Source organism: Streptomyces sp. NPDC059455 (genome assembly GCF_042750115.1).
Taxonomy (GTDB): Bacteria; Actinomycetota; Actinomycetes; order Streptomycetales; family Streptomycetaceae; genus Streptomyces; species Streptomyces endocoffeicus.
Genome location: NZ_JBHYVB010000237.1, coordinates 1 through 15,167 on the forward strand (window position 1 = coordinate 1; position 15,167 = coordinate 15,167).

Below are 15,167 nucleotides of genomic sequence, written 5' to 3' on the forward strand. Positions count from 1 at the left end.
GTCCAGGGGCGGAGCCCCTGGTATCGGGAAGGGGCGGGGAGGGGAAAGCCTCGATATGCGATTCCGCCGCATGGCCCGCCGGACACCCCGTAAGGGGCCGACGCCGGGGGCCGGGCGGTGGCGAGCCCAGCCGCGAAAGGCGCGCCGGGCGGAGCCCCCGTCCGAGGTCTGGGGCGGAGCCCCTCCACGCGGCGGAACCGGTGAAGGCGGTAAGCAGTCAGTTGAGGGCGATCAGACCGATGGCCAGCCCCGCGCCGAGCAGCCCGACGGCCTGGGGCCGGGTGATCCGCTCCCGCAGGAACGTCAGCGCGAGCAGCACCGGCACCGCCGGATAGAGCGCGGACAGCACCACGGCGACGGACAGCAACTCCTGCCGGGTGGCGAGCAGATAGAGGATGGTCGCCAAGGTGCCGAGCGCGCCCGCCACCGCCGCCCCGGCGGCCGCCCGGCGGGGCAGCCGCAGGGAGGCGCCGGTCGCGGGGAGCAGCGCCAGGATGACGGCCACCGACACGGCCCGGCTGACCACCACCGGCCACCATCCGGCCGAGGCCGGTATCCGGGCGAGCGCGAAGAAGTGCAGCGCCAGGCCCACTCCGGCGACCAGCGCCATGACGACGGCCGGGCGCAGCCGATCGGCGCCCGGCCCGTGCCCCGGCTCGCGCGGCCCACGCGGCCCGCGCAGCTCACGTGGCCCGCGCGGCCCGCTTGGCTCACGGGGCTCACGCGGCTCCCCGCGCGAGACCAGCCAAAGCGCGGGCAGCCCGAGCGCGATCCCGGTGAGCGCCGGGGGCGAGGGCCGGTCGCCGAGGAGGGCGATCCCCGCCAGCACCGGCAGGCCCACCGCCGTGACATCGCTGACCGGCACCACGACGCTCATCGGCCCCTGGTTCATCGACCAGTAGAGGCACGCCACGCCCACACCGGTGCCGAGGCCCGAGAGCGCGCCCCAGCCCAGTGCCGATGGCGGGGCGTTGGCGCCCTGGGTGAGCAGCACCGGGACCAGGCTGACCACCGTGCCGCCCGCCTGGGCGCAGGCCGCGACCGTCACTCCGTGCCGGTGGCGGGAGACCAGGCCGCTCAGGAAGTGGGTGGTGCCGAAGCAGAGCGCCGAGGCGACGGCCAGCAGCTCACCCATGGTCCGTACGGGCCCCGTCCTCGGGCGCCGCCCGTGCCGCCGCCCGGTCCGCGGCCCCGACCGGGCACTCCACGCCGTCCGGGGTACAGGCGGTCCGGTCGCACAGCCGGCACATCCGGTCGGCCGAGCCACTGCCCTGGTAGAGCCCGTCGAGCAGCGTGGCCAGCAGTGCGCCGAGGTCGCGGACCTCCACCTCGCCGAGGCCGTCCAGCACCCCGGTGAGCCGGGAGGTCCGGGAGGTCAGCAACTGGCCCGCGGTCCGCCGGCCCTTGGCGGTGGGGTGGACCCCGGTCCAGTTGCCGATTCCGCGCCGCCGCTCGACCAGGGCGTCCCGCTCCAGCCCGTCGACCATGCGCACCGCCGCGGACTGGGTCAGCCCCACCCGGCGGCCGAGCTCGGTCACGCTCACGCCGGGGTCGGCGCGGAGCACGATCAGCGCGGCGGCCGCGCTCATGCTCAGGCGGGACGCGGCGGCCGGGGCGCTGAGCAGATCGTCGGTGATCGCCAGCGCCGTGGCCCCCAGCAGATTCGCTACGCGTTGCCTCTCATCATGCATGAGTCATGCATACCCGGCGTCGGCTGATCCATGCCCCACCCGGCGGGGTGAGAGGATCGAGGCGGGACGGCCCGAGGGAGGCGGCGGGAGATGTCGGTGGAGATCACCTGGTGGGGGCATGCCACCGCGACCGTGCGGGACTCCGGTGTGCGGGTGCTGACCGACCCCCTCTTCGTACGGCGGCTGGCCCATCTGCGGCGCCGCCGGGGAGCCGTGCCACCGGCCGCCGCGGCGGTCGCGGACGTGGCGCTGGTCTCGCATCTGCACGCCGACCATCTGCACCTCGGCTCGCTGGCCAAGCTGCCGCCCGGCACCCGGCTGGTGGTGCCGCGCGGGGCCGGGCGGGCGGTACCCGGGCTGCGGCGGGTGGTCGCGGCGAGGGGGCTGCGGGTGACCGAGATGGCGCCGGGGGACGTGTGCACGGTCGGCGAGGTGCGGATCCGGGCGGTACCGGCCGCGCACGACGGGCGGCGGCTGCCGTACGGGCCGAGCCGGGTGCCCGCGCTGGGGTACGTGCTGAGCGGCCAGTCGACCACGTACTTCGCGGGCGACACCGGGCTGTTCGACGGGATGGCGGAGACGGTGGGCGCCTGCGATGTGGCGCTGCTCCCGGTGGGCGGCTGGGGCCCGTACCTCGGCCCCGGCCATCTCGACGCGGGCCGCGCGGCACAGGCGCTGGCCCGGCTGGGGGCACCCTGCGCGGTGCCGGTGCACTACGGGACGTACTGGCCGATCGGGATGGACGCGATCCGTCCGCATGAATTCCACTCCCCGGGCGACGACTTCGTACGCCACGCCGGGCGGCTCGCCCCCGAAGCGGTGGTGCACCGGCTGGTGCACGGGGAGTGCGTGCGGCTGGAGCCCGCCAGGTGATAGGCGATCTGGCGGACCTGGCGCGGAGCGTGCCGTCCGAGTCGACACAGCAGGCGGTGGGGTACCCCTCGCTGTACCTGCTGGTGGTGTTCGGGTCGCTGGTGCCGGTGGTGCCCACCGGGGCGGTGGTCTCCTCGGCGGCGGTGGTCGCCATCCACCAGACCGCGCCCCCGCTGTCGCTGCTGGTGGTCTTCGGAGTGGCCTCGCTGGCCGCCTTCTCCGGCGATGTGATGCTGTACTGGCTCGGGCGGCGCGGGGTGCGCTCGAAGAACGGCTCGCGGTGGCTGGAGCGGATCCACGACCACGCGGCGCCGGAGCGGCTGGACCAGGCACAGGCGCGGCTGGACGAGCACGGGGTGGCGGTTCTGGTGCTGTCCCGGCTGATCCCGGCGGGGCGGATACCGGTGATGCTGGCCTGCCTGCTGGCGCGCTGGCCACTGCGGAGGTTCGCTCGGGGCGCCGGGCCCGCGGCGCTGGCCTGGGCGGTGACGTATCAGCTGATCGGGATCCTGGGCGGCTCGCTCTTCGCCGAGCCCTGGGAGGGCGTGGCGGCGGCGGTGGTCCTGACGGTCGTGATCAGCACGGCCCCCGCACTGTGGCGCCGCCTGCGCCGCCGAACCGCCCGCGACACCCAGAGCGAGACCGCGGGCTGACGGCGACACCCTGAGAGTCGCAGCCGGGCAGGGCCGCCGTCGCACCGGCCACAACGCCGACCCCCGCGGCGGCCAGCCGGCTCCACTCCTTCCGACCGTGACGCCCCGCCCCGACCGCTTCTGCGAACGCCGGGCCCAAGGAGACTCAGCCTGTCGAATCCCCTGACTCGATCTCCTTGGGCTGCTCACCCGGCAGAAGACGGTCAACCATCGTCTCTGGCTTCGTTTCCATACCCAGAGCCTTCATCGCGGCAGCCGAATTGAGGCGGTCCTTCGCCTCCGGGTCTTCAACACGGTCGATAAAGGTTGTCGCCACTTCAAGCTTGTGATCGATGTCGATCTTCTTCTCGTTCTCCTCGGCGGCCTTCGTGAGGTTGGCCATGGTGCGCTTCGAGTGCAGCGCCAGCGCGCCACCGCCAACCGTGATCAACCCACCCGTCAGGCTTGTCACCAGCGGTAGGTAACTGAGGTCAGGGTTCCCCGCGTGCACAAGTGCCAACACACCCCCCGCGAGGATGATCAGAGCACCACCGGTCATAAACCACACGCTCAAACGGAACGTCCACTCTGCCTGCTTCAGCGTGTGGTTGAGGAAGTCAAGGTGGAACTTCTGCCGCTGCTTCACCAGGCTCTCTCCTGCGGCAGGCGGATACACATTCCCTGCGGTGTGATCGCCGATGAAGACGTTATGGCCTTCTCCTGCGTGCTGGGTTACTTGCTATTTTCCGGGCGCTCCCGAAGGGACTTGGCCACGTTCTGGAACATGGTTGAGGTGATGGGCTCCACGATCTTCGCCATGACCTCCGGAGGCGACGCAAACGGAGAGCCGGGTTCCTCTCCTCTGGCGGTTCGGCTCCACCGTTCGAAGTCGTCGCCATCATCCGCCCCCGACCCGCCAACCGGCGCTCTGCCAACTCAGTTCAGAGTATTGCCAGCGGCAGTCAGAAGGGCACACCAGCACGCTTGGCGAGCTTGGTCAGCCTGGGGTTGCTGCGGCGGTGCAGCGAGGTGAGCACGCGCATCAGCTCTTGGCTGGTCGGGTGGACGCGAGCCATCTCCGGCGCGACGTCCCAAGCTGCTTCGAGCGATTCAAGGGCGCCACCCCTGTCGCCCAGCGCGAGCTTTGACCGGCTGATGTTCATGTGCAGCGGACCAACGCGCGTGGCCGGAAGCGTCAACCCACCCCGGACCAAGTCGTCCGCCGTGTTGAGGGACTCGCGGTAGTCCTCCATGTCGGAAGCCGTCGAGATGACGTGTACAGCCGTGTTCTCGGGCCCAAAGTGGATGCCGTGGTCCTCGATGTCCTCGGGGAACTCCTCGGCCACCTGCCATGCTGCCTCGATGTGCCGTTCGGCGGTGGCTTTCTCCTTGAGCCGACCGGCCAGCGTTAGCCCACGCAGGTGCAGGATGCCCAGACCGTACGCGCGGTCACGTCCCCGCAGCGTCGCCTCGGCCTCAACCACTGCGCGGTCCACGATCGCCAACCCACCAGCGAAGTCACCGGAGTTGAGGAAGGCTCCGGCCTCATCCCGGGCGGCCACCGTGGCGGCAATCGGGTGCGCACGTTCGGCGGCCAGCCGCTGTTTCATGACGGCCAATTCGGCAAGGTGCATCCAGCGGTGCCGGGCGGCCAGCCAATAGACCACCGAGTACGCATCGGCGACGCGAGTCCAGGCGTCGGGCGACTGGGTGGCGTGCGCGCAGTTGGTGGCGTCGGCCAGCACGCCAGGGAGCTTCTGGAGGACCGCCGACAGTTCCGTGCGGTAACGGTGCTCGTTCAGCTCGGCCAGCTCGCGCGGAAGGTCCTCAGGGTGTGACGGTGGCGTGTCGGGGATGTCGAACCGCCGAATTGCGTAATTGAGGGCGGCAAGGCTCTTCTCGTCGGTGCGCTCGACGGGGGCCGTGCCCAGCAGCTCATCCAGCGTCAAACCCATGGCCTGAGCGAGAGCGGCGGCAATGCCCTGGGTCAGTGCGCGGTCACCTACCTCGATCTTGCTGAGCAGCGAAACCGACACACCTGCACGCCGGGCAAGGGCAACCTGGCTGAAGCCGCGCGCCTTGCGGCAGACAGCCACATTCGCACCTGGTCCGGGAATCTTGGTCGCGCTCATAGTGTGCGTCTTCCCCACTCGACTGGCGTTACCTCTCATCCATCGTCTCACTCTCAGCACGCATGCGCCTGCGCCCTGTGCAAGAGGTGTGCAAGTTCGCTTTGCACGGCGGCAGTTCTCTTGTGTGAGACACATATGCGCAGGTGGGACGAGGGATCATGGCACAGACAAAAGAGAAGCCACCGACGGTACTCAGCCACGGCGATCTGCCGTACCCAAAGGGCACGCTTGTCGAAGACACCGAGACTGGATGCACAGGCGAGCTGCAAGGCGTGATTGAGGAGCGCGCCAAGGGGACCGGAAAGCTGTTCAGCCAAACGGCGTACATGCGGCCGAAGGGAGGTGGCCTCGAATGGGAAGCCCCTTTGGACCGCATCAGGCCCGCCGACAAGAACGGTTAAGCCTGCCCACCAAGCGCGCTGCCCTGATCGGTCCGGGTGACGTGATCGGCTACGCCGGCGAGTGGCGCACGGTCAAGGAGGCGTCGACCGCCCAGGGGCCAATGGGCGGGTTAGCTGTCGTGGTCACCTGGGAGGAGGGCGGCACGGCGCGCTTCCCCGCCGGTGACGAACTCCTCCTGAGAGGAGCAGACGTCGACTGACCTGCCACTGAGCCCCGCTCCAACTGTTAGGAGCGGGGCTCAGTGACGTTTTGACGGAGGCCGGTTGGAGTCGAAGCCCTCTTCGGCGATCAGTAGCAGACCAGGCCGTTCGGTCACCGCTTCCGGCCCGCGGTCCAGCATCGCCATCAGCACCTCGTCCAGCTTCGGGTTCGCCAACGACCACAGAATCGGCATTCCGGTTGGGGTGCACACCAGGTACAGCCTCAGGCCCCAGAGGAGCGGTATCGCCTGCTTGTTCAGCGGGAGCGGCGGCCCGCAGCCGCTTGTTCCAGCCCGGCTGCTTCGGTACGTACGGGAACATCGCGCCCAGGCGGGAGCGGACGAACGCAGCCACGATCTTGGATGACCTACGGGTTCCTGGCGCCCTCAACGTTGGAGATCATCCTGCGCAGCACCTTGAGCGCGGCCACGTACTCCTCGTCGCTGATGCCGTCGTGGACCACAGCACGAAGTTCGGTGACCAGTTCGCGCAGCCGCATCCTGGCGGCTTCTCCTGCGTCGGTGAGGTACAGACGATGTCCGGCGTCGGTCCGCAGCCAGCCGCGGTGGAGCAACTGGGCGACGATACGGGGGATCTCGTGTTGCCCGTCTGCAAGGGGTAACAGCTGGGCGGCTATCTCGTCGCGGCTCGGCGCCGCAGGCCAGTACTTGACGCTGTTGAGTACCCAGTACTGCGGCTGCGTGACGTCGATCCCAGCCATGGCGTCACGCAGATGCCGGGTAACGGCCGCGTGAGCCTGACCACTCCAGTAGCCGATGGGCTGGCTGGCCAGCATGTCGTCGGTGGCAGCCGGATCGGCCGGCGCCTGGTCGGTGGCGGTGCCAGTCAGAAAGTCCATGATCACGACGCTACATCCGCGCGCCCAACCTGAACACTGTCGAAGGCCGCATCAACCGCCGTCGCGGTGGCGCGGCGCATTTCCTCCACCCCATGCACGTCCCGTCACCATTCGGAATAGCGCGTCCAGGCGTCCTTAGTCGGGGACCAGGGCGAGCCCGATGAACAGCCGCCCCCGGCGGACGAGGAGGAGCCCCCTGCCGCCGCATAGGGCGTCCCGCCCTCCCGCAGGTCTCGGAGGGCACAAGGGAGCGCCCCCGGCCCGGCGCCCGGCGCCGCGTCCCGTAGCCCCGGGCGGGTGGCACCCGGAAGCGGGGTGGCGTCCGGACGCCGATGGCCTCCGGGAGAGGCGGGGTCAGCCGTCCAGCCGCAGGACCTCTCGCAGCGCTCGCGTCATCGCGGCCTCCGGGTCGGGGACCGAGCGTTCCGCTCGCCAGGCGACGAAGCCGTCGGGGCGGACCAGGACCGCTCCGTCGGGGGCGGTGCCGTGGAGTTCGGCCCAGTCCGTGCCGGGTTCGGGGGCGAGTTCGTGGTCCGGTCCTTCGCCCACCCGGTAGCAGTCCAGGGGGACGCCGAGGGCGTCGGCGGCGCGGCGGCCGGCCTCGTGCCAGGCGGCGCCGCCCGGCCCGGTGAGCAGTACACAGGTGCGCTCGTACAGATCGAGGGTGGACAGCCGCACCCCGCAGCGATGCACCCACATATGGGGTGCGCGGCTGCCGGGCTCGGCCGAGACCATGAAGTGGTCGGGCACCGCGGGGGCGGAGGGGTCGGCGCCGGCGACCGCGCCGCGCACATAGCGGTAGCCCATGGCGACGGCCATGACGTTGGACTGCGGGCCCCGGTCCTCGGTGGCCGGTGCCGAGTAGCCGGGGTGGCTGTGTTCGGCCGAACGGGCGGCGGCGCGGGCGCTGGTGGCCTGGGCGACCGGCCGCCGCTCCATACCGTAGGTCTCCAGCAGCGCGGGGCCCGCCCAGCCGCCCATGACGGCGGCGAGCTTCCACGCGAGGTTGTGGGCGTCCTGGATTCCGGTGTTGGAGCCGAAGGCGCCGGTGGGCGACATCTCGTGCGCGGAGTCCCCGGCGAGGAAGACCCGGCCGTCGGAGTAGTGGTCCGCCACCCGCTCGGCCGCGTGCCAGGGCGCCTTTCCGGTGATCTCGACCTCCAGGTCGGGCATGCCGACGGCGGTGCGGATGTGCTGGGCGCAGCGCTCGTCGTCGAACGCCTCCAGCGGTTCGCCGTGCTCGGGGTGCCAGGGGGCGTGGAAGACCCAGCTCTCCTGGTTGTCGACGGGCAGCAGCGCCCCGTCGGCCTCGGGGTTGGTGAGGTAGCAGGCGATGAAGTGGCGGTCTCCGACCGCGTCCGCGAGCCGCTTGGCGCGGAAGGTGATGGACACGTTGTGGAACAGCTCTCCGCGTCCGCTCTGCCCGATGCCAAGGGCTTCGCGCACCGGGCTGCGGGGGCCGTCGGCGGCGATGAGGTAGTCGGCGCGGACCGTGGAGCGCCGCTCGGACCTGCGGTCCAGGAGGGTGGCGGTGACGCCGTCCGGGTCCTGCTCGAAGGAGATCAGCTCGGTGGAGAACCGCAGCTCGCCACCGAGCCCCTGGGCCGCGCTCAGCAGCACCGGCTCCAGGTCGTTCTGGCTGCACAGGCACCATCCGGCAGGGCTGATCCGGGCGGCCTTGCCACCCGGGTCCATCTCCCGGAAGAGCCAGTTGCCCTCGGTACCGGTGAGGGATGGAGTCTGCAGGATTCCGTGGTTGTCGGCCAGGACGGACGCGGCCTCGCGGATCGCGGATTCCACTCCGGCGGTGCGGAACAGTTCCATCGTCCGGATGTTGTTCCCCCGTCCGCGCGGGTGGTGCGAGGTGCGCGGGTGTTTTTCGACCAGTAGATGACCGATCCCCAGTCGGCCCAGGAACAGTGAGGCGGACAGGCCCACCAGGGAGCCGCCCGCGATGAGGACGGGCACACGCTCAGCATTGTCGGCAAGACGGTTCATTGTGCTGCTATGCCCGGTGTTTCCGGGCCGCTCCGGGGCGCTGACCAGGCGTTCGCTCGGATGGCTCACATATCTCGCGCCATTGGTGGGAGCACTTCACGATCGTCTAACGGGCGGGTGTCCTCGATGCCCGGAAGGACGCGTCCGCGAGATGAGGAGTGGAATATGAGCACCCTGTCCGACGTTCCGGAGACCACGGTGACTCAGTCGCCGACGACCGTGGAATCCGCTCTCACCGACACCAGATTGCGCGTCGTGTTGCTGGTGCAGGTCAACAGCGGTGCCGAGCAGCGCTTTCTGCGTGCCTACGATCAGCTGTCCCAGCAGGTGGCCGCGGTGCCCGGGCACATCAGCGACCAGCTGTGCCAGTCCATCGAGAACCCCTCGCAGTGGCTGATCACCAGCGAATGGGAAAGCGCCCCTCCGTTCCTCGCCTGGGTGGACTCCCCCGCGCACCGGGAGATGGTCAAGCCCTTCCACGGCTGTGTGGAGGACACCCGCTCACTGCGGTTCAGCATTCTGCGGGAGACCCTGACCGCCGGGTCCGCGCCGGTCGATGTCACCACCCGGGGCGTCGACGCCGCGCTGCGGGTCGGCGACGGGCTGGTCCGGCAGGCGCTCACCTTCACCGTGAAGCCCGGCAGCGAGGACGCCGTCGCCAAGATCCTCGCCGATTACGCCTCGCCCCAGGCCCGGGTCGACGAGACCACCCGGCTCTCCCGCACCTCGGTGTTCATGAGCGGCAACCGGGTGGTGCGGGCCGTGGAGGTCAAGGGCGATCTGACCGCGGCGCTGCGCTTCGTGGCCCGGCAGCCGGAGATCAGGGCGGCCGAGGAGGCCCTCAATCCGTATCTGGAGGAGGACCGCAACCTCGACGACCCCAGCTCGGCACGGGAGTTCTTCGCCCGCGCCTCGCTTCCGGTGGTCCACCACATGACGGCCGGCGGGCCGCGCCCCGCCCAGGGCGTCCACCGGCACGCCCTGCTCTACCCGGTCAAGACCGGCTGCGGCCCGGCGGTGGCCAGTCTGCTGGCCCGGCAGGACGAGCTGGCGGTGAACAAGGAGATGGCCGCGGACCAGACCGCCAAGACCCTGCTGAGCAGCACCATTTTCCAGCGTGACGACATCGTGGTGCGGCTGGTGGACCTGGCCGCGCCGCTGGACCGGAACCCCGCCATGGCGGCTGGTGTGAGCGGCCGGCGGGCCGCCGCCGTACTGGGCCGCCTGCTGGACCTCGGGGCGGACGGTGCGGTGGTCGACCTGTCCATGGACGACGGGCAGCGCCGCTTCCTCGCCGACTGCGACATGACCCCGGTCACCGACCGCAAGTCGGCGGACCACTGACGACGCCTCTCCCCCTTTCTCCCCCTTCGCACCTTTCCACCCCCCGTGGCGCGGACCGCGCAACGCTACCTGGAGGAACTCATCATGACCACGCAGTCCCCTCTCGTCGTCGACCTCGCCGCGGTCGCCCCCAACCGCCGGCGCGGTGGCGATGTGCGCGCCATGCTCACACCGCCTCTGGTGGGCGCCACGAGCGGCTTCATGGGGATGGCCATCGTGGGGCCCGGTGAACGGGTCGCCGAGCACTACCACCCGTACTCCGAGGAGTTCGTGTACGTCGTCAGCGGCGACATGGAGGTGGACCTGGACGGCGAGGCGCATCCGCTCCGCCCCGACCAGGCGATCCTCATCCCCATCAACATGCGGCACCGGTTCCGCAATGTGGGGAGCACCGAGGCCCGGATGGTCTTCCATCTCGGGCCCCTGGCGCCGCGCCCCGAGCTCGGTCACGTGGACACGGAGGCCGCCGAACCCGCCGAGGCGACGTCGTGACCCGACGGGTGGTGGTCACCGGGCTCGGTGTCGTCGCCCCGGGGGGTGTGGGCGTCCCGGCGTTCTGGGACATGCTCACCGCGGGCCGTACGGCCACCCGCAACATCACGCTCTTCGACGCGGAGCGGTTCCGCTCCCGGATCGCCGCCGAATGCGACTTCGACCCGCTGGCCGGCGGTCTGAGCTTCGAGCAGATCGAACGCTCCGACCGCTATGTGCAGTTCGCGCTGGTGGCGGCCCAGGAGGCGGTACGGGACTCCGGTCTCGACCTCCAGGCACTCAACCCCTGGCGGATAGGGGTTTCGCTGGGCAGCGCCGTCGCCGCGTCCACCCGGCTGGAGCAGGACTACGTCAAGGTCAGCGACGCCGGTGAGCACTGGGCCGTGGACCACCGCAAGGCGGGCCCGCACCTTCAGCACGCGTTCTCGCCGAGCGCGCTGTCCTCCGGGGTGGCGGAGCTGACCGGGGCGCAGGGCCCGGTGCAGTCCGTCTCGACCGGCTGCACCTCCGGTCTGGACGCGATCGGATACGCCTTCCAGGCGATCGAGGAGCGGCGGGCCGATGTGTGTATCGCCGGGGCCGCGGACTCGCCGATCACCCCGCTGACCGTGTCCTGCTTCGACTCGATCAAGGCGACCTCGGCGAACAACGACAACGCGGCCACCGCGTCCCGGCCGTTCGACGCCCACCGGGACGGCTTCGTCCTCGGCGAGGGCGCCGCCGTGCTGGTCCTGGAGGAGCTGGAGCACGCCCGGGCCCGGGGGGCGCGGGTCTACTGCGAGTTCCGGGGGTTCGCCACCTACGGCAACGCCTACCACATGACCGGTCTGACCCGTGAGGGGCTGGAGATGTCCGAGGCGATCGACCACGCCCTCGGCCACGCCCGCGTCAACAGCTCCGAGGTCGACTACGTCAACGCCCACGGCTCGGGCACCAAGCAGAACGACCGGCATGAGACGGCCGCCGTGAAGCGGTCCCTGGGCGAGCACGCGTACAAGACCCCCATGAGCTCGATCAAGTCCATGGTGGGCCATTCCCTGGGGGCGATCGGCGCCATCGAGGTGGTCGCCTGCGCCATGGCACTCGCCCATGGCGTGGTGCCGCCGACGGCCAACTACGAGACCCCCGACCCCGAATGCGACCTCGACTATGTCCCGCGCACCGCCCGCGCCCTCCCGCTGCGCAATGTGCTGTCGGTCGGCAGCGGATTCGGCGGCTTCCAGTCCGCGGTGGTGCTGAGCCGGGCGGACGGGAGTGCGGCATGACATCCGCGAAGAGCACCCGGAACCGGGGCGCGGCCGTCACGGGCCTCGGTGTGATCGCCCCCAACGGAGTGGGCACCGACGCCTTCTGGAAGGCCACCCGGGAGGGGATCACCTTCCTGGACCGGATCTCCCGAGAGGGCAGTGAGCACTTCCCGGTCCGGATCGGCGGCCAGGTACGCGGCTTCGATCCGGGCTCGATGATCGAGGAGCGGTTCCTCGTCCAGACCGACCGCTTCACCCACTTCGCGATGGCCTCGGCCGATCTCGCGCTGGACGACGCCAAGCTGCCGGTGGACGACATGTCGCCGTTCGCCGTGGGCGTGGTGACCGCCGCCGGTTCCGGGGGCGGTGAGTTCGGCCAGCGCGAGCTGCAGCAGCTGTACAGCAAGGGGCCGCGCTATGTGGGCCCGTACCAGTCCATCGCCTGGTTCTACGCGGCCAGCACCGGCCAGGTCTCCATCCGCGGCGGGTTCAAGGGCCCCTGCGGGGTGGTGGCGAACGACGAGGCCGGCGGTCTGGACGCGCTGGCGCACGCCCGCCGGTCCATCCGGCGGGGGGCGGACGCGGTGGTGGCGGGCGCCTCCGAGGCGTCGCTGGCGCCGTACTCCATCGTCTGCATGCTCGGCTGGGACGAGCTCAGCCACGCCCGTGACGCGGGCCGGGCCTATCTGCCGTTCACCGAGGACGCCTGCGGATTCGCGCCCGGGGAGGGCGGGGCGATGCTGGTCGTGGAGGAGGAGGGAGCCGCCCGGCGCCGCGGGGTGCGGATCCGGGGCTTCATCGCCGGCTACGGCTCGACCTTCACCGGGCCGTCCCGGTGGGAGCGGTCCCGGGAGGGGCTCGCCCAGGCCATCCGCGTGGCCCTGGAGGACGCGGAATGCGCACCGGAGGAGATCGACGTGGTCTTCGCCGACGCGCTCGGGGTGCCCGAGGCGGACCGCGCCGAGGCGCTGGCGATCGCCGACGCCCTCGGGCCGCACGGCACCCGGGTCCCGGTGACCGCGCCGAAGACCGGCTTCGGCCGGGTGCACTGCGCGGCTCCCACGCTGGACGTGGCGGCCGCGCTGCTCTCCATGGAGCACCGGGTGGTCCCCCCGACCCCGTACGTCACCGACGTCTGCCATGACCTCGACCTCGTCACCCGCAGCTCCCGCCCCGCCGAGCCGCGGACGGCGCTGGTGCTCAGCAGAGGACTCATGGGTTGCAACGCGGCGCTCGTGCTCCGCGGACCGGAAGGAGATTACTGATGTCCAGTCAACTGTCCTACGGAGAACTGGCCACGCTGATGAAGCGGTGTGCCGGACTCACCGTCGACCCGGACATGATGCGGACCCGGCCGGACTCCACCTTCGAGGAGTACGGCCTGGACTCGCTCGGTCTGCTCGCCATCGTCGGCGAGCTGGAGAACCGGTACGGCACCCCCATCGAACCGGGGGCCGAGAGCTGCAAGACCCCCGGCGACTTCCTCGACGTCATCAACACCTCACTTACCTCAGGAGCATGAAGATGGCAGGCCACACCGACAACGAGGTCATGATCAAGGCACCGTTCGACCTCGTCTGGAATATGACCAACGACCTGGAGAACTGGCCGCAGCTGTTCAGCGAGTACGCCTCGGTCGAGGTGCTCCAGCGGACCGGGGACACCACCACCTTCCGGCTGACCATGCACCCCGACGAGGACGGCAAGGTCTGGTCCTGGGTCTCCGAGCGGGAGACGGCCCGCGATGTGCGCACGGTCTGGGCGCGCCGCGTGGAGCCCGGCCCCTTCGCCTACATGAACATCCGCTGGGAGTACGAGGAGGAGTCCGAGGGCACCCGCATGCGCTGGACCCAGGACTTCGAGATGCGGCCCGACGCGCCGGTCGACGACCCCACGATGACGGACCACATCAACCGCAACTCCCGTATCCAGATGGATCTGATCCGGGACAAGATCGAGCAGCGGGCCCGGGAGACGGTGGGGGCATGACCATGTACCGCACCATGATCGTCGCCAAGATGCAGCGGGACGCGGCGCCGCAGGTCGCCAAGATCTTCGCGGACTCCGACCGCGGCGAACTGCCCAAGCTGATCGGCGTCACCGGCCGCAGCCTCTTCCAGTTCGGCGATGTGTATCTGCATCTGATCGAGGCGGAGCGGCCGCCGGCCACGGAGGTCACCAAGTACTCCAAACACCCGGAGTTCCGCGACGTCAGCGCCCGCCTCCAGCCGTATATGCAGGCGTACGACCCGGCGACCTGGCGCGAGCCCAAGGACGCCATGGCCCACGAGTTCTACCGCTGGGACCGCGACCAGGGCTAGCGCCGCACGCATCGCGCCGCACGGGGGCCGCCGACGGAGTTCGACTCCCGGCGGCCCTTTTCGTATGGCGTCTTTCGTACGGTGTCGCGAACCGGTTATGCACCGGGCGCGAAAATCTCACACTACTGGGCTCATCGGAATGATGTCTGCCGAAAAGGTGAAAGGGCGTCAGCCCATTCGCGCGGCAAATGAGTGATCATTGCGCTTATCTCCACCCAGAGGGCTTACAACTCAGCAGATCGCAGGCCGCGCCGAGTGGCAGGGGAAGCCCTCTTCGCTGACGGTGGACAAGACGCCGCTGCGATCCCTTTATCTGGCAAATAGTCAGTATCGCGACGGCGCCGGAAGGAATGGCTCATGCGATCTACTCGCGCACTCTTCACCGGGGCGGCGATTGCCGCCACCCTGACCCTTGGCGCCCCCGCCGCCGCGTTCGCCGCCGACGTCTCGGACCCGGGCGGTCACGGCGGGTACTCGAGCAGCCAGGAGTCCTCCGAGGAGGGCTACGGCCAGGGCGGCAGCTCCTGGAAGGACAAGGACGACCACGGCCGCGAGGAAGGCCGGGAAGAGCACGGCAAGGAAGAAGAGCACGGCAAGGAGGAGACGAAGGGCAAGGACGAGGGCGGCGAGCGCGACTGGTCCTCCTCCCACGGCGAGGAAGAGGGCAAGGAAGAGGGCAAGGAAGAAGGCAGGGAGCACGAAGACCACGAGTGGTCCGGCAAGAAGGACCACGACTGGTCCGGTGGCTCCTGGAAGGACCACGAGAAGGGCGAGAAGCCGCGCGGTGGCGTCCACACCGGTGGTGGCGGCATGGCCACCACGGGCAGTGGCATGGCCGCCGGCTCGGTCCTGCTCCTCGGTGGCCTCGGCGCCGGCGCCTACGCCCTGCGTCGCCGCAAGCCGACCGGCACCGCGATCTGAGCCTGACTCTTCGTATTCCGTGCTGCCGTGGCACCTCCGCCGAGCGGTGGTGCCC

The 15,167-nt window shown here is 70.4% G+C and carries 19 protein-coding genes; 12 read left to right on the forward strand and 7 right to left on the reverse strand.

Annotated features, from left to right (window positions below):
• Nucleotides 1-217: 217 nt before the first annotated feature.
• Together ACFXB5_RS46290 and ACFXB5_RS46295 are read right to left on the reverse strand one after the other, a co-directional pair.
• Nucleotides 218-1,135: an EamA family transporter gene (locus ACFXB5_RS46290; protein WP_385220076.1), complete on the reverse strand. Its 918-nt coding sequence runs from the start codon at nt 1,133-1,135 to the stop codon at nt 218-220.
• Nucleotides 1,128-1,691, reverse strand: coding sequence for a MarR family winged helix-turn-helix transcriptional regulator (locus ACFXB5_RS46295; protein WP_385220079.1), 564 nt, complete (start codon nt 1,689-1,691; stop codon nt 1,128-1,130). Before ACFXB5_RS46295 ends, ACFXB5_RS46290 begins: the two co-directional genes overlap by 8 nt.
• Before the next feature lie 90 nt (nt 1,692-1,781).
• Here ACFXB5_RS46295 and ACFXB5_RS46300 point away from each other — a divergent pair, with 90 nt between their 5' ends.
• Nucleotides 1,782-2,564: an MBL fold metallo-hydrolase gene (locus ACFXB5_RS46300; RefSeq protein ID WP_385220082.1), complete on the forward strand. Its 783-nt coding sequence runs from the start codon at nt 1,782-1,784 to the stop codon at nt 2,562-2,564.
• On the forward strand, nt 2,561-3,217 hold the full coding sequence (locus ACFXB5_RS46305) for a DedA family protein (protein WP_385220084.1): 657 nt from the start codon (nt 2,561-2,563) through the stop codon (nt 3,215-3,217). Before ACFXB5_RS46300 ends, ACFXB5_RS46305 begins: the two co-directional genes overlap by 4 nt.
• A 145-nt stretch (nt 3,218-3,362) precedes the next feature.
• Here the strand turns inward: ACFXB5_RS46305 and ACFXB5_RS46310 are convergent, their stop codons facing one another.
• Together ACFXB5_RS46310 and ACFXB5_RS46315 are read right to left on the reverse strand one after the other, a co-directional pair.
• Nucleotides 3,363-3,842, reverse strand: coding sequence for a hypothetical protein (locus tag ACFXB5_RS46310; RefSeq protein WP_385220087.1), 480 nt, complete (start codon nt 3,840-3,842; stop codon nt 3,363-3,365).
• 316 nt (nt 3,843-4,158) lie between these two features.
• Nucleotides 4,159-5,328 (reverse strand): helix-turn-helix domain-containing protein, encoded by a 1,170-nt coding sequence (locus tag ACFXB5_RS46315; protein WP_385220090.1) that lies wholly within the window; start codon nt 5,326-5,328, stop codon nt 4,159-4,161.
• A 158-nt stretch (nt 5,329-5,486) separates the two neighbouring features.
• On the opposite strand from ACFXB5_RS46315, the gene ACFXB5_RS46320 reads away from it, so the two are divergent.
• Both ACFXB5_RS46320 and ACFXB5_RS46325 read left to right on the forward strand, forming a co-directional pair.
• Complete coding sequence (locus tag ACFXB5_RS46320; protein WP_385220093.1) at nt 5,487-5,729, forward strand: hypothetical protein; 243 nt, start codon at nt 5,487-5,489, stop codon at nt 5,727-5,729.
• A gap of 41 nt (nt 5,730-5,770) precedes the next feature.
• Nucleotides 5,771-5,929 (forward strand): hypothetical protein, encoded by a 159-nt coding sequence (locus tag ACFXB5_RS46325; protein WP_385220096.1) that lies wholly within the window; start codon nt 5,771-5,773, stop codon nt 5,927-5,929.
• Between the two features lie 39 nt (nt 5,930-5,968).
• Here ACFXB5_RS46325 and ACFXB5_RS46330 read toward each other — a convergent pair whose 3' ends face one another.
• The 3 genes from ACFXB5_RS46330 to ACFXB5_RS46340 all read right to left on the reverse strand — a co-directional run bounded on the left by ACFXB5_RS46330 (nt 5,969) and on the right by ACFXB5_RS46340 (nt 8,787).
• Complete coding sequence (locus tag ACFXB5_RS46330) at nt 5,969-6,124, reverse strand: hypothetical protein (protein WP_385220099.1); 156 nt, start codon at nt 6,122-6,124, stop codon at nt 5,969-5,971.
• 173 nt (nt 6,125-6,297) lie between these two features.
• Nucleotides 6,298-6,789 carry a MarR family winged helix-turn-helix transcriptional regulator gene (locus tag ACFXB5_RS46335; RefSeq protein WP_385220102.1) on the reverse strand — a complete coding sequence of 164 codons (492 nt, stop codon included), beginning with the start codon at nt 6,787-6,789 and terminating at the stop codon, nt 6,298-6,300.
• A 354-nt stretch (nt 6,790-7,143) separates the two neighbouring features.
• Nucleotides 7,144-8,787, reverse strand: coding sequence for an FAD-dependent oxidoreductase (locus ACFXB5_RS46340; protein WP_385220104.1), 1,644 nt, complete (start codon nt 8,785-8,787; stop codon nt 7,144-7,146).
• Nucleotides 8,788-8,952: 165 nt separating this feature from the next.
• Here ACFXB5_RS46340 and ACFXB5_RS46345 point away from each other — a divergent pair, with 165 nt between their 5' ends.
• The 8 genes from ACFXB5_RS46345 (at nt 8,953) to ACFXB5_RS46380 (ending at nt 15,112) form a co-directional block, all read left to right on the forward strand.
• The gene (locus tag ACFXB5_RS46345) at nt 8,953-10,131 is read left to right on the forward strand and encodes a SchA/CurD-like domain-containing protein (protein WP_385220107.1); all 1,179 of its coding nucleotides are present in this window, start codon (nt 8,953-8,955) and stop codon (nt 10,129-10,131) included.
• Nucleotides 10,132-10,215: 84 nt separating this feature from the next.
• Nucleotides 10,216-10,623, forward strand: coding sequence for a cupin domain-containing protein (locus tag ACFXB5_RS46350; protein WP_201852966.1), 408 nt, complete (start codon nt 10,216-10,218; stop codon nt 10,621-10,623).
• Nucleotides 10,620-11,888, forward strand: a complete 1,269-nt coding sequence (locus ACFXB5_RS46355; protein WP_385220110.1) for a beta-ketoacyl-[acyl-carrier-protein] synthase family protein — start codon at nt 10,620-10,622, stop codon at nt 11,886-11,888. The genes ACFXB5_RS46350 and ACFXB5_RS46355 overlap by 4 nt, the downstream gene beginning before the upstream one ends.
• Complete coding sequence (locus ACFXB5_RS46360) at nt 11,885-13,135, forward strand: ketosynthase chain-length factor (protein ID WP_385220113.1); 1,251 nt, start codon at nt 11,885-11,887, stop codon at nt 13,133-13,135. The genes ACFXB5_RS46355 and ACFXB5_RS46360 overlap by 4 nt, the downstream gene beginning before the upstream one ends.
• On the forward strand, nt 13,135-13,392 hold the full coding sequence (locus ACFXB5_RS46365; protein WP_138916870.1) for an acyl carrier protein: 258 nt from the start codon (nt 13,135-13,137) through the stop codon (nt 13,390-13,392). The genes ACFXB5_RS46360 and ACFXB5_RS46365 overlap by 1 nt, the downstream gene beginning before the upstream one ends.
• A 2-nt stretch (nt 13,393-13,394) precedes the next feature.
• Entirely contained in the window at nt 13,395-13,859 is a 465-nt protein-coding gene (locus ACFXB5_RS46370) for an SRPBCC family protein (protein WP_037962524.1), read from the forward strand.
• Between the two features lie 2 nt (nt 13,860-13,861).
• The gene (locus tag ACFXB5_RS46375; RefSeq protein WP_385220122.1) at nt 13,862-14,191 is read left to right on the forward strand and encodes a TcmI family type II polyketide cyclase; all 330 of its coding nucleotides are present in this window, start codon (nt 13,862-13,864) and stop codon (nt 14,189-14,191) included.
• A 357-nt stretch (nt 14,192-14,548) separates the two neighbouring features.
• A complete protein-coding gene (locus ACFXB5_RS46380) occupies nt 14,549-15,112 on the forward strand; it encodes a hypothetical protein (RefSeq protein WP_385220117.1) in 564 nt (187 codons plus the stop codon).
• The last annotated feature ends 55 nt before the right edge of the window (nt 15,113-15,167 follow it).